Annotated in this window: 15 protein-coding genes; 10 read left to right on the forward strand and 5 right to left on the reverse strand. The window is 46.2% G+C overall.

Annotated elements, in window-relative coordinates:
* The first annotated feature begins 1 nt into the window (after position 1).
* The 5 genes from ureE (at position 2) to AC6I8Y_RS25380 (ending at position 3,028) form a co-directional block, all read left to right on the forward strand.
* Positions 2-454: an urease accessory protein UreE gene (ureE, locus tag AC6I8Y_RS25360; protein ID WP_252016747.1), complete on the forward strand. Its 453-nt coding sequence runs from the start codon at positions 2-4 to the stop codon at positions 452-454.
* A gap of 55 nt (positions 455-509) precedes the next feature.
* Complete coding sequence (locus tag AC6I8Y_RS25365) at positions 510-1,088, forward strand: HupE/UreJ family protein (RefSeq protein ID WP_419153466.1); 579 nt, start codon at positions 510-512, stop codon at positions 1,086-1,088.
* A 9-nt stretch (positions 1,089-1,097) separates the two neighbouring features.
* Entirely contained in the window at positions 1,098-1,832 is a 735-nt protein-coding gene (locus tag AC6I8Y_RS25370; RefSeq protein ID WP_498023131.1) for an urease accessory protein UreF, read from the forward strand.
* A 61-nt stretch (positions 1,833-1,893) separates the two neighbouring features.
* The gene (ureG, locus tag AC6I8Y_RS25375; RefSeq protein ID WP_252016749.1) at positions 1,894-2,529 is read left to right on the forward strand and encodes an urease accessory protein UreG; all 636 of its coding nucleotides are present in this window, start codon (positions 1,894-1,896) and stop codon (positions 2,527-2,529) included.
* A gap of 97 nt (positions 2,530-2,626) precedes the next feature.
* On the forward strand, positions 2,627-3,028 hold the full coding sequence (locus AC6I8Y_RS25380; protein WP_042471064.1) for a DUF4345 family protein: 402 nt from the start codon (positions 2,627-2,629) through the stop codon (positions 3,026-3,028).
* 85 nt (positions 3,029-3,113) lie between these two features.
* On the opposite strand, the gene AC6I8Y_RS25385 is transcribed toward AC6I8Y_RS25380, so the two are convergent.
* Positions 3,114-4,730, reverse strand: coding sequence for a methyl-accepting chemotaxis protein (locus tag AC6I8Y_RS25385; protein WP_498022239.1), 1,617 nt, complete (start codon positions 4,728-4,730; stop codon positions 3,114-3,116).
* A 217-nt stretch (positions 4,731-4,947) separates the two neighbouring features.
* Positions 4,948-5,076, reverse strand: coding sequence for a DUF3012 domain-containing protein (locus AC6I8Y_RS25390; RefSeq protein WP_081935844.1), 129 nt, complete (start codon positions 5,074-5,076; stop codon positions 4,948-4,950).
* A 191-nt stretch (positions 5,077-5,267) separates the two neighbouring features.
* Here AC6I8Y_RS25390 and AC6I8Y_RS25395 point away from each other — a divergent pair, with 191 nt between their 5' ends.
* The 3 genes from AC6I8Y_RS25395 to AC6I8Y_RS25405 all read left to right on the forward strand — a co-directional run bounded on the left by AC6I8Y_RS25395 (position 5,268) and on the right by AC6I8Y_RS25405 (position 7,917).
* Positions 5,268-5,852, forward strand: coding sequence for a TetR/AcrR family transcriptional regulator (locus AC6I8Y_RS25395; protein ID WP_128648715.1), 585 nt, complete (start codon positions 5,268-5,270; stop codon positions 5,850-5,852).
* A gap of 87 nt (positions 5,853-5,939) precedes the next feature.
* Positions 5,940-6,968 (forward strand): NADPH-dependent curcumin/dihydrocurcumin reductase, encoded by a 1,029-nt coding sequence (gene curA / locus AC6I8Y_RS25400; RefSeq protein WP_394150273.1) that lies wholly within the window; start codon positions 5,940-5,942, stop codon positions 6,966-6,968.
* Positions 6,969-7,083: 115 nt separating this feature from the next.
* Positions 7,084-7,917 (forward strand): MaoC family dehydratase, encoded by an 834-nt coding sequence (locus AC6I8Y_RS25405; RefSeq protein ID WP_498022241.1) that lies wholly within the window; start codon positions 7,084-7,086, stop codon positions 7,915-7,917.
* Positions 7,918-7,931: 14 nt separating this feature from the next.
* Here the strand turns inward: AC6I8Y_RS25405 and AC6I8Y_RS25410 are convergent, their stop codons facing one another.
* Entirely contained in the window at positions 7,932-8,270 is a 339-nt protein-coding gene (locus AC6I8Y_RS25410; protein ID WP_394150280.1) for a DUF5329 family protein, read from the reverse strand.
* Positions 8,267-9,322 carry an MBL fold metallo-hydrolase gene (locus tag AC6I8Y_RS25415; protein WP_498022243.1) on the reverse strand — a complete coding sequence of 352 codons (1,056 nt, stop codon included), beginning with the start codon at positions 9,320-9,322 and terminating at the stop codon, positions 8,267-8,269. The genes AC6I8Y_RS25410 and AC6I8Y_RS25415 overlap by 4 nt, the downstream gene beginning before the upstream one ends.
* Before the next feature lie 141 nt (positions 9,323-9,463).
* On the opposite strand from AC6I8Y_RS25415, the gene AC6I8Y_RS25420 reads away from it, so the two are divergent.
* The gene (locus AC6I8Y_RS25420) at positions 9,464-10,075 is read left to right on the forward strand and encodes a TetR/AcrR family transcriptional regulator (RefSeq protein WP_498022245.1); all 612 of its coding nucleotides are present in this window, start codon (positions 9,464-9,466) and stop codon (positions 10,073-10,075) included.
* Positions 10,076-10,153: 78 nt separating this feature from the next.
* On the opposite strand, the gene AC6I8Y_RS25425 is transcribed toward AC6I8Y_RS25420, so the two are convergent.
* Positions 10,154-11,047 (reverse strand): LysR family transcriptional regulator, encoded by an 894-nt coding sequence (locus AC6I8Y_RS25425; RefSeq protein WP_498022247.1) that lies wholly within the window; start codon positions 11,045-11,047, stop codon positions 10,154-10,156.
* A gap of 122 nt (positions 11,048-11,169) precedes the next feature.
* On the opposite strand from AC6I8Y_RS25425, the gene AC6I8Y_RS25430 reads away from it, so the two are divergent.
* A complete protein-coding gene (locus AC6I8Y_RS25430; protein ID WP_498022249.1) occupies positions 11,170-12,312 on the forward strand; it encodes an arginine deiminase-related protein in 1,143 nt (380 codons plus the stop codon).
* Positions 12,313-12,387 lie beyond the last annotated feature (75 nt).

The following is a 12,387-nucleotide window of genomic DNA, read 5'->3' on the forward strand; positions in this document are numbered from 1 at the left end:
AGTGATTGAATTAATAGAAATTACCAAAGAGTTAACACCACAACCTCACGCATTTTTAAGTCTGCCTATCGACAGCCGTATTAAGAGCCGTCTAAAGGTCATTCTTGATGATGGACGTGATGCAGGTTTGTTTTTGCCAAGAGGCCATATTCTTCGTGGTGGACAACAGCTTAAGAGTAAGTGTGGGCTCGTGATTGAAGTAAAAGCTGCGCCTGAGCAAGTCTCGTCAGTGTATTGCAGTGACCTACATCTGCTTACTCGCGTTGCCTATCACCTCGGCAACCGTCACGTGCCACTACAAGTGGAGTTTGGCTGGGTTCGATATCAACACGATCATGTATTAGATGAAATGGTGGAAGGACTTGGCGCAGAAGTGACTTCAGAGCTTGCGCCGTTTGAGCCAGAGGGGGGCGCATACGGTGGCAAAAGTGGTGGACATCACCACCATCATTAATCCGAATACAAACCGAACCACAACGATTTACTACTAAAAATATAATGAAAAGGAAATTTCAATGAAAACACCATTCCTCAAATTAACAACGTTCAGCTCTCTTTTGTTGGCTCCGACTTTTGCATTAGCGCACCCTGGTCATGAATCAACGGCATTCTCAAGCGGTCTTACGCACCCAGTGACAGGTATCGATCACCTGATCATGTTACTTGCTTTTGGTCTTCTTGTCGGTTGTTTAAGCGCGACCAAAGCTCAAAAAATTGGTCTAGTTGCCGGCGCGCTAGCGATGCTTATGGTGGGACTATTAATTGGCAGCACCTTTGGTCTAGCGACCGGTGTGGAAACAGCGATCGTGGCTTCTCTTTTTGTGGTCAGTGCGGCGATTTGGCATGCGTTCAGTGCATCGCAAAAGATGGTTAAGCTAGCGGTTGGTCTGTGTATTGGCATGATGTTTTTCCACGGCTATGCACATGGTGTTGAAGCTGAAGGCACACTTGGTCAGTTCTCACTGGGAATGGCTTTGGGCGCGACAGCACTGATGACACTGGGCACTCAAATTGGTAGTCGCGTTGCATCACGTTGGATGTCGGTTGGCGTTGCTGCGGCAAGCTCACTGTTCTTGATGGCAGCCTAATTTATGGCAATGAATGCCAATCAGACTCTGGGGAGCGACAGCGATATTGCGTCGACGTCAGAGCCTAAAATCAACAACGATGTGTCTAGCTATCGATTGTTCCAGTTGATCAGCCCATCACTTCCCATCGGCGGGTTTACTTACTCGCAAGGTCTTGAGTGGGCGGTGGAGGCTGGCTGGGTGAAAAACCGCGCTTCGATGGAAGAGTGGTTGGCAAATATGCTGTTTAGCAGCGTTGCAACCCTTGAACTGCCAATCATCGACAGGCTTTATCAGGCGATTCAAGCTTTAGATACTAACGCGATTTCAGACCTGTCAGACAGATTGGTGAGCAGTCGTGAGACGAAAGAGTTGCGAGCTGAAGAGAAGCAACGAGGGATAGCACTCAATACTTTGCTTGGCAGATTAGAAATAGCGATTGACGGCGTCGCGCTCGACGATTATCAGCCAAACCAACTGCTCGGCTTATGTGTTGCTGCGGTGTATTGGAAGATTGATTTGAACGAGCTTAAGAAAGGCTACTTGTGGAGCTGGGCTGAGAACTTAGTCATGGCAGGCGTAAAGCTGGTTCCTTTAGGTCAAACCGACGGTCAGCTTGCACTTATCAATCTATCTGATCAGTTTGCTAAAGCGCTCGAAATCGAACAGCAGACGGAAGACTGGATGATTGGAAGTTTTACACCTTCGGTATCCATAGCCAGCAGTCTTCATGAGACACAATATACAAGATTATTTCGCTCATAGTGGTTAGCGGCACAAACTGCCTTGACAACAAACGAGTGACGAAAAAGGAAGAGATAACATCATGACAAGTACAACAGACAGCTATAAACAGCCACTACGAATCGGAATCGGTGGCCCAGTAGGCTCAGGCAAAACGGCATTGCTTGAGGTCTTGTGTAAAGCGATCAGGGATAAACTCCATATTGCTGTTGTGACCAATGATATCTATACGCAGGAAGATGCGAAGATCCTAACTCGAGCAGAGGCTCTTGAACCAGATCGTATCATCGGTGTAGAAACGGGAGGCTGTCCTCATACCGCGATTCGCGAAGACGCTTCCATGAACCTAGCAGCGGTAGAAGAGCTCGCTAAACTTCATAAAAATCTCGATGTGGTATTTGTTGAGAGTGGTGGTGATAACCTAAGTGCGACGTTCAGTCCTGAGCTTGCTGACTTAACTATCTATGTTATTGACGTAGCGGAAGGGGAGAAGATCCCACGTAAAGGTGGTCCGGGCATTACGCGCTCTGATCTGCTTGTCATCAACAAGATAGACCTCGCCCCTTATGTTGGTGCATCACTAGAGGTGATGGAGCAAGACACACAACGTATGCGCCCAACCAAGCCGTATGTCTTTACCAACTTAAAAGAGAGTAAAGGTTTGGACACCATCATCGATTTCATTTTGACTGAAGGCATGCTCGAGTTTCATAGTTAAGATTTTAAGACTTCGCTTGGATTTACAGACTCAAAGTTACACATAAGTGACGGTTGTGACTTACACTTTTGCTAAAGACGAGATAGGCGGAACGTGTATGTTTCAAGCAAAGCTGATGGTATGGATAACAACACTGGTCTTTTTTGGTTACGGGCTGTTGTTTTCTCTGTCCCCAAATATGCTGTTCGAACGAGTAACAGACAGTGCATTGTTTTCTTACTCGGCAGCCATTGATATACGAGCGACCTATGGTGGCATGATGATGGCGATAGGCATCATATTGGCACTACTGGTACTCAGAGCTGAGACATTGAAATTGTCGGTTATTGCTGCCACCTTGCTTGCAGGCTTAATGGCAGTGACAAGATTGATGGGTATCGTTGTGGAATCCCAACCCAATGATACTATGCAAATCTATCTGGCAACGGAAGTCTTCTTCACTGTTTGGGGATTGTTCATTCTCTGGAAACTGCCCAAACGGCGATTTTATTTCAAGTAGCAAATAGCAAATACAAAACGCCCCTCTGGATAGGCTCTTCAGAGGGGCGTTTTTTATTCTGGATTTTGCAAGCTTTTTATCAATATCAAGCGAGTTTAAAGTAGGTGAGTTGCTGCTTTAACTCCTCAGCCGCTACCGCCATCTCTTGAGTCTTTGAGGCTAATTGATTACTTGCCTCGTTTATCTCCCGAGCAGATAAATGAATCGTGGTGACATTCTCACTCATCTCATTGGATACCATGCTTTGTTGCTCTGCTGCCGCTGCAATCTGAGCGACCATATCATTCGCACCGCTCAGGTCACCAAGCATCGACTCTAGGGTCACTTTGGTCTCCTGTGCTCCTGAAACACTCGCGGCAATGCTGGTATTGTTCTGCTCCATGACATCCAGTACTTCACCCGTCTTGGACAGCAATTCATTGATTGTGGTTTGCACTTCGTTGGTTGATTGCTGTGTTCGGCTTGCAAGGTTACGTACTTCATCCGCTACTACGGCAAAACCACGACCTTGTTCACCAGCACGTGCGGCTTCGATGGCAGCGTTTAGTGCCAATAGATTCGTCTGCTCTGAAACCTCTTGAATGACCTCAACAACCTTACCGATATTGTCGACACCGAGTTTCAGCGCCGCCATGAGATGAGTCGTCTCGTCGATTGAAATGGAGATAGCAGACACTTCCTCGAGGGTTGAGTCCATGCTGACGCTACTCGTTTTGGCATGCTCTGCGGCGCCGCTAGTGCGCTCTGCGCTCTGCTCAGCATTGGTTGCTACGTCGTTGATGGTCGCAGACATCTCGTTCATCGCTGTCGCAAGCTGTTCCAGCTGCGAGTTTTGGGAATCAAGGCTTTGTGCTGTCTCTTCACTGGTCGATGCGATGCTTTCAGAGAGTCGACTCGCTGTATCAGCGGTAATGGTCGCAGCCGTGATGGTGTCACGTATCGTTGATTGCATTTGACCCAAGCCATTACTCAGTTGGCCAATTTCGTCTTTACGCTTTTTCGTTAGTTGATTGGTAAGGTCGCCATTTGCCATGCGCTTTAGGTTCTCGACTAGCTGCTCAATTGGTTTAACGATGTTATTTCCAACCACAAAGCTTGTCATAAACAGGATCGCCACACAGCCTACAGTGAAAGCGATCTGCTTCGTCACTTGAGCGATAAAATCCTCTTTAATATCGGAGACAAATAACCCTGAGCCGATGATCCAATCCCATTGAGGTACATAAGCGACGTATGAGATCTTGTCTTTTAATTCTCCCTCTGGAGAGAGCCAGGTGTAATCTAAGAAACCTGCGCCATCTGATTTTGCGATGCGCGACATTTCACGCCAATGGTAATTTCCTGCGCCGTCGGCGATATCGCTCATGTTGTTACCGATCGCTTGCGGTCTAAGTGGATGCAGGACCAAGGTGTTCTTACTATCGGTCACCCAGAAGTAGTTGCTTTTGTCGTATCGAAGGGCGCCAAGCGCTTGTCTCGCTGCCTGCTCTGCTTGTTGTGAAGATAGGGAAGGTTGGGTGCGATAATAGTTAACCAGCGAAACCGCCGCCTCAACTTGAGCACGGAGTTTCCCCTCTCGCTCTGCGAGTTGCTGTTGCTGTTGCAGGAACACATTGAATATTCCCATCGATAGCATTAACACCGCAGATAATACAACGATGATCTGGATTTTTGCCTTAATGCTTATGTTGTTGAGCTTCATGCCTAGCCTCTATCACTTTGTTTTTATGATTGTTTATATGCTAACGGATAGACAAAAGCTGTATAGAGATAGGTATGTAAAAATTGTGGATATTAGTGGCTAATTATCGAAAATGTGCAGTAGGTTGGTTTGTTTTGTTAAATGGCGCGAGAGGTGTAACATTTTGTAATGTAATAAAGGGTGATCACGCGCAGTAAGAGCCCACCCTTTGATGAAATTATTTGAAGATACAGTGCTTTGCGTAATCGCTTGCTTCGTTAGCCGTCCAATCGCCTTTTGGCTTTTCTTGCATGTCTTGGCACCAAGCTTCACTACCAACTTCGGTACATGCACTTAGTGCCAACATTGCTAGGGCGGCTAGTGCTAATGTTTTTAGCGTCGAGTTCATTACTACTTCCTGTGTTATATATCCGTTGTTACTAATTGTTACCAGTATAGCGTCAGCGGTTATGCGAGGGAAGCGCGTACTTAACTAAACAAGAATGTGCAGCATAGAATCACTAGACGACTGGTCTAATTCTATGTCATCATGGGTGCATGAATACGAAAACCAATGAAACTCGGCAGCATATTCTCGATGTTGGGTACGAACTTATTTTATCGAAGGGCTTTACTGCGGTTGGGCTCTCGGAGTTATTGAAAACTGCAGAAGTGCCGAAAGGCTCTTTCTATCATTACTTTAAATCTAAAGAACACTTTGGTGAGGTGCTGATAGCGAGTTATTTCGAAGGCTACTTGGCGCGGCTAGACACCTTGCTTAATGAAGCTGAAGGAACAGGTTATGAGCGCTTGATGGGGTATTTTCGTCGTTGGTTAGAGGTTGACGCGGGTCGATGCAATGCACACAAGTGTCTTGTGGTTAAGCTCGGTGCTGAGGTTTCTGATTTGTCAGAGCCGATGAGAGATGCGCTTCATCAAGGCGCCATTCAGATTACGGCTACGATAGCTCGCTGTATCGATGCTGGTATTGAAGATGGCTCTATCACGGAGCAAGACAGCACAACGACAGCCAACGTGGTTTACCAACAATGGTTAGGTGCCAGTTTGCTCAGCAAGCTTAGCCAAAACACCCAGCAATTAGAATTTGCTCTAGCAGCGACTCAATCACTGCTAAAGCGTTAAATGAACTAAAATTAACCTGCTTTTGCGATGCAGGTTTTTTTAGAAATGAACACTAGACGACTGGTCTAATATTGAAAAGGAATCACCATGTCACAACAGAACAGAAGAATTGTTTTAGCCTCTCGCCCAGTTGGAGCACCAACACAAGACAACTTCCGAATCGAACAAGTCGACATTCCTCAGCCAAATGATGGTGAGGTGCTACTGAAAGCCATTTACCTTTCTCTTGATCCTTATATGCGTGGTCGTATGAATGATGCGGAATCTTACGCTGAACCAGTTGCTCTTAATGAGGTGATGGTAGGGGCGACCGTATGCCGCGTTGAGGCTTCTAAAAACGATCAGTTTGAAGAGGGCGAATGGGTACTTGCTTACACTGGTTGGCAGGACTTCGGCATTTCTAACGGTGAGGGCTTAGTTAAGTTAGGTAAGGCGCCAACACATCCATCATATGCGCTAGGCATTATGGGTATGCCAGGTTTCACTGCATATATGGGACTGCTTGATATTGGTCAGCCTAAAGCGGGTGACACAGTTGTTGTAGCTGCGGCGACAGGTCCTGTTGGCGCAACGGTCGGTCAAATCGCTAAACTAAACGGCTGCAAAGTGGTGGGTGTCGCTGGTGGTGAAGAGAAATGTCGCCACGCAGTCGAGGTACTGGGTTTTGATGTTTGTTTGGACCACAAAGCAGATGATTTTGCGCAGCAACTAGCACAAGCTTGTGATAACGGAATTGACGTCTATTTCGAAAACGTGGGTGGTAAGGTATTTGACGCAGTGATGCCACTACTGAACACCGGCGCGCGTATCCCCGTCTGTGGTTTGATTTCTCAATATAACGCAACGTCATTGCCAGAAGGGCCAGACCGAATGTCTGCGCTAGTTGCAACGCTTCTTATCAAGCGTATTAAGATGCAAGGCTTTATCATTTTTGATGACTATGCACACCGTTACGACGAGTTCGCGACTCAAATGGGTCAGTGGCTAGCCCAAGGTAAGATGCAGTATAAAGAGCATTTGGTACAGGGTATGGATAACACAGTGGATGCGTTTATCGGTTTATTGGAAGGTAAGAACTTCGGTAAACTGGTAATTCAGCTCAATGACCTAGATTAATCTGCGAAGTAACGAGAAACAGCGCCTATTTTTAAGGCGCTGTTTTTGTTTGTCTTGAGCCGTTCACACTGGAAAGAGTACACTGTTTGCTTTGTTTGATGATGGACTTAAGACTATGCACATAACGGCTTCTAGCAGTGTTCAATACCGCTCTCTTCTGCTTAAAGCGTTGTTTAAAAGGCCCAAGATTAAAGGTTCTATTCAAACGGTATCATCGGCGACACTGACAAATCCTTCCTTTTCTATTGATGGTAGAGCATTAAACCGTTACTGCCAGCACTTCGGTTTTGATGCGTCACACATCCCTGAAACCTACTTGTTTGTCGCTACGCAGGGTGAACTGCTCCAATTATTTGTTCATCCAGAGACCGCCGTCCGCCCGCTTGGATTAGTGCACACGTTTGTTGAATTTGAGATGTTTCAGCAACTCGAGGCCGAGCAGAACTACCATTTTACCGTCGCTCTGGAGATGGTAGAGAAAACAGAAAAAGGGCAGAGGTTTGAAACGGTCGGTGAATTCTCACAGGAAGGTCTAGTCATCGCACGCTACCGATCTGGTTACCTGATGCCAAATAGGGGAGTGAAGTCGAAAAAACGTCAATCAGCGCTGGTAGAAGACCTCAGTGCTTATCATATCAGCACGACTCTTGATACATCTAAGAAGCACACCAAAGCGTATGCTAAGGTATCGGGTGATTACAATCCTATCCACCTGAATGGTCTTATGGCTAGGCTGTTTGGGTTTAAAGCCCCCATTGTGCACGGAATGGACATGGCAGCGAGATTGCTGAATGTTGCCAGCAACGAGATAAATACAGAATCGATTAAAAAGTGCCGCTTTGACTTCAAGCGCCCCGTGTTCGTTGATCAGACACTGAAGGTGTGCAGCAACAAAACGCAGCTTCTGCTTGTGAACGAGGATAGCAAAAGCTGCGTGGTAATGAGTTAGTTGGACTAGGGAGCTTAGTTCGCTTTGGCTTTAAGCTGTTGCGTTAGCCAGTCAGCACTGCTAGACGAGCTACCTGCGCAAACGACTTGATAGGCTTTGCCAGTAAACCAGCTTTTAGACGCCACTTCATCAATGAACACCTGTGTAGAGGTGACATCATCCTTGGCATAGTCCCATTTCCTTCGAAGGTGATCTGCCGCTTCTTGCCCTGTGTGTTCTTTACTATTTCGGATAAAGGTGCATGAGGAGGTCTGCATCTGATCGATCAGATACAGCACATCACTTTCGGTATCAGCCAGCACGTTTGTGCTGGCTAGTGTAACAAGTAATAGAGCTAGCGCTTGAGGCTTCACTGTTTCCACCATTGTTTGACTGGTGTCGGATTTAGGATTTCTAATCGTTCACCAATTTCTGGAGAGACCATAGTAACACCGCGCTCTTCGCTGATCTCTAACGCTTTGTTCATCGGTTCATGCCAGTCATGCATTGACAGGTCAAATGTACTGTTGTGAATTGGCATCATCACTTTACCTTTGACTTCAATATGCGCTTGAACACTTTGCTCCGGGAACATGTGAATCTGTGACCACAACTTGTTGTACGCACCTGTCTCAATCATAGTAAAGTCGAATGGACCGTACTTTTCACCGATTTCAGCAAACCCGCCGAAGTAACCAGAGTCACCGCTAAAGAACACCTTGGCTTCTTTACTGTCGATTACCCAGCTTCCCCACAAGGTTGAATCTCGGTCAGTTAAACCACGACCAGAGAAGTGCTGTGTTGGCGTCAGCGTATACTCGATACCATTGACCTCATGCGACTCCCACCAAGCTAGCTCGGTGATTTTATCTTCAGGTACGCCCCATTTAGTCAGGTAGTTGCCCACTTTAAGCGGCACAATAAAGTGCGACGTTTTGTTTGCTAGCGCTTTCACTGACGCTTTGTCTAGATGGTCATAGTGGTCGTGGCTTATCACGATCACGTCGATTTCAGGCAACACCTCTAGTGAGATAGGCGGCTGGTGGAAACGCTTTGGACCCGCCCATTGCACTGGTGACGCGCGATCACTAAACACCGGGTCAGCCATAACGATTTGACCGTCGAGCTTCATAATCACACTAGAGTGTCCTATACGATAGACCACGTTCTCTGTTTCCTCGATCAACTGTTGCGCTGTGATCGTGTTCACCGGCAAGTCAAACGTCGGGGTTGGTTCAGCGCGATCTGTGGTGAAGTAGGATTTCATGATCTCAACCATGTCACCAAAGCTAGACTTGTACTCCATTTCGCTATTGACGTATTTGTCTGGGTAACGTTCAGGATCTTTTTCAGTATTTGTACAAGCTGTTAGTGCAGTAGTGCTCATTGATAGAACTCCTAATGTGGCTAGTAGAGACTTTCTCATAGTGCTGACTCTTCTGTCATGTGAGCTTTTGCTCATCTCTTCTTTAAGTAAACTGACCAGTGTAGTTTACTTTTATGTAGTGAAAAGTAAACTACTTAGTGTAAAATATTTAGAGAAATTTCCACCGTGTCGGTTAACGTTATGATTGAAAAGAAGAAAACAAGAAGCGAGTTGAAGAGAGAAGCGATCATCAACGCTGCAAAAGACGCATTCAACGAGTTTGGCGTGCAAAATACCAGCATGGATAAGCTGGCTTCATTAGCAGGCGTGTCGAAACGCACTGTATACAATCACTTCGAATCGAAAGAAGAGTTAGTGATGTTATTGCTGTCTGAACTTTGGCACCAATCCATGGCGGACGTTGACCTCACGCCCTTGGAAACGAAAAGTGTCGAAGAGCAGCTTCACTATTTGTTAGCGCATGAGATCCGAATCCTCAATAAGCCTTCCTATATCGACTTAGCTAAAGTTGCCTTCGGTCATTACTTCTATCGACCAGACGAGCTCAAAGAGCAAGCCGCCAAAATGACCAAACAAGAGACCGCACTTTATAAGTGGCTTGAACAGCAAAACGAGAAGGGCGTGCTTAAGATAGAAGATATAGACACCGCAAGCATCCAGCTTCACAGCTTGATAAAAGGAAGCTGCTTTTGGCCACAGTTGATGGGTATGAGTGATGTTATGAGTGAAGAGGCGGTTATGCAATTGGCTGAATCGACCGCAGACTTGTTCTTGGCGCGTTATTTGGTGTAGTTAAAAACGTATTAGCTGACTATTTGTGCGTTGGTCAGTTTTCAATATTCCAGCGTACCTTCAGCCAACTTCCCCCACCTAACTTATCCTTACTTTCGCCCTCAATAGTTCTGTGAGTCGGAATAGCGCCGGACCAGTTCGTTTTCCAGGAGCAGTGAGTAAGTCAACCTCACAGCGGGCGGGTATATTGTCTGGATTGTAATCGGTCACAAACGTTGAAAGTGTTCCAATTGCAGTCCTCTCACTTGAGATTTCTCTAGGTAAGTAAGCCCAGCCTAGGTCTTGCTCCACCATTCTAGCTACGTCTTGCATATCCACTGCGGTCCAAATCTCATTAGAAAACTTAGCTTTAACGCCGGTTAAAGGGTTTTCAAGCATATCGCGACTACAGATTTGCCGGGTCATCATTAGCGTCTCACTATCCACTACTTCCATGTCTGCTAATTCAGAGTCGGGGGAGCATACACAGTCAAAGATCAATGGTTGTAAATCCACAAAGTCCACGCTCTCAGTGACGGCTCCTCGATTTGCTTGAATGGCGACATCGAGTTCCCCGGCTACCAACTGTTGCTGAAGTGAATCCCCATTTGAACGAGACACATGAATTTCTGTATGAGGAAACTCAGTCGAGAGTTTTTCAAGCTCTTCCTCGACATAAGCAAATGGCAGAATGGTATCCAAACCAATCTCCAAAGACTCTTCTTCAAATTTCGCCTTACTCGCCGAAAAGGCCATCATTCGTTCATTTTGCCTGAGTATCAACTTGGCTTGTGCGTAAATCTGTTCCCCAATCGGTGTTAAGACTGGGTACTTTTGGCTGCGATCGAATAATTGCACATCCAACGTGAGTTCAAAGTTATTGATAGATGTGCTGATTGTGCTGTGCCCCTTACCGAGTTTCCTACCCGCTGCTGAAAACGATCCTGCTTCGACAGCCGTGACTAAAGCGATTAACTGATCTAAGTGATACATCAACCTTCCCAAATTTTCGAAACGTCCTGATTTAATCTTAGGTTAATTTGAGAGCATTATCTATCTCGAGACAAACAACCCCCTTACTCAACTTTAGTCATCAATAGATTAACGAGGTATATATGAAATCATTAGACCGTCGCAACTTCTTCAAACTTGCTGGCAGTGCAGCGGCAGTGGCAGGTGTAGCATCAACCGGTGCTTTGGCGCTATCTGGCGTAGCAAATGCTGCAACGGCTAAAACGGACTTTAGCGGAAACAACGTGGCTTATCAGGGCCCACTTAAAAACATCAACGTGTTCTCAGAAGATGGTGAGCTTAAAGAAGTTATGTTTGGCCGAGTAGATAACTTCCGCCTACCTGAGTATGACCCAATCTTTGATTTTGCAGGCGAAGACACGGTAAAAATGCTAAAAGAGCACGGTGGTAAATTAATGTCGGAAGCTGACCCGGAGTGGTACGCGAAAGCATACAACCAAATGGAAACCGTAGTTAACTTCTTAGAAAGAAAGGGTATTTTAGTACACCGCCCAGCGGACCTTAGCGAAGACATGGTGAATAACTACAACAACAAAAGTAAGCTAAACATTGATACATACTGCCGTGACGGCGTGGTATCGGTTGGTAACACGCTATTTGAAACGGCATTCATGACACCAGAACGCGGTCGAAACAAGCACGCTGTTCGTCACTTAACAATGGAACTAATGCGCAACGGCACCGACATTAAATCAATGCCTCAGCCACTAGATACATACGACCATGATCATGACCTAGAGCCACTAATCGAGGGTGGCGATGTAATGATTGATCACGGTAACATCTATGTAGGTAACTCTGGCCTCGCGTCAAACAAGCTTGGTGCACAATGGATCCGCAATGCATATCCCGAGTTCAATGTTCACGAAATTGAGATCAGCACTGAGCATTTCCCTCACCAACACCTTGACTGCGTAATGAACGCATTTGGCGATTGGGGAGTAATTCTAGAGCGCGATATTGTAGGTGGTATCGCAGGACTACCTGAGCCCCTACGTAAGAAAGATTGGATTCAAATCACCGAGTATGAAGCAGCGAAGAAACTTGCTAACTTCATCATGATTAGCCCTACTGAAATCGTCATGGCTACAGAAGCGGAGCGTCTACGTAAAGAGATCCAGAAACTGCGCCCTGAAATCAAAATCCACCACTTCCCATACTACGAAGTAGGCAAAATCGGCGGCTCTCTACGCTGTAACACTCAGCCAATCTACCGTAAAGGTTAATTTGTAGCCAACAAATCATCAGCCCTGTCATTGGCAGGGCACTGCTATGGTCATCAGTATTATCACTTGCTCCTG

Source organism: Vibrio sp. KUL78 (assembly GCF_059725505.1).

Excerpts from the sequence above, each read along its gene's own strand:
- AC6I8Y_RS25385 (WP_498022239.1), bottom strand. The coding sequence starts at position 4,730 with ATGAAGCTCAACAACATAAGCATTAAGGCAAAAATCCAGATCATCGTT.
- AC6I8Y_RS25415 (WP_498022243.1), bottom strand. The coding sequence starts at position 9,322 with ATGAGAAAGTCTCTACTAGCCACATTAGGAGTTCTATCAATGAGCACT.
- AC6I8Y_RS25405 (WP_498022241.1), top strand. The coding sequence starts at position 7,084 with ATGCACATAACGGCTTCTAGCAGTGTTCAATACCGCTCTCTTCTGCTT.
- ureG (WP_252016749.1), top strand. The coding sequence starts at position 1,894 with ATGACAAGTACAACAGACAGCTATAAACAGCCACTACGAATCGGAATC.
- AC6I8Y_RS25395 (WP_128648715.1), top strand. The coding sequence starts at position 5,268 with ATGAATACGAAAACCAATGAAACTCGGCAGCATATTCTCGATGTTGGG.
- AC6I8Y_RS25420 (WP_498022245.1), top strand. The coding sequence starts at position 9,464 with ATGATTGAAAAGAAGAAAACAAGAAGCGAGTTGAAGAGAGAAGCGATC.
- AC6I8Y_RS25430 (WP_498022249.1), top strand. The coding sequence starts at position 11,170 with ATGAAATCATTAGACCGTCGCAACTTCTTCAAACTTGCTGGCAGTGCA.
- curA (WP_394150273.1), top strand. The coding sequence starts at position 5,940 with ATGTCACAACAGAACAGAAGAATTGTTTTAGCCTCTCGCCCAGTTGGA.
- AC6I8Y_RS25380 (WP_042471064.1), top strand. The coding sequence starts at position 2,627 with ATGTTTCAAGCAAAGCTGATGGTATGGATAACAACACTGGTCTTTTTT.
- AC6I8Y_RS25370 (WP_498023131.1), top strand. The coding sequence starts at position 1,098 with ATGAATGCCAATCAGACTCTGGGGAGCGACAGCGATATTGCGTCGACG.
- AC6I8Y_RS25390 (WP_081935844.1), bottom strand. The coding sequence starts at position 5,076 with ATGTTGGCACTAAGTGCATGTACCGAAGTTGGTAGTGAAGCTTGGTGC.
- AC6I8Y_RS25425 (WP_498022247.1), bottom strand. The coding sequence starts at position 11,047 with ATGTATCACTTAGATCAGTTAATCGCTTTAGTCACGGCTGTCGAAGCA.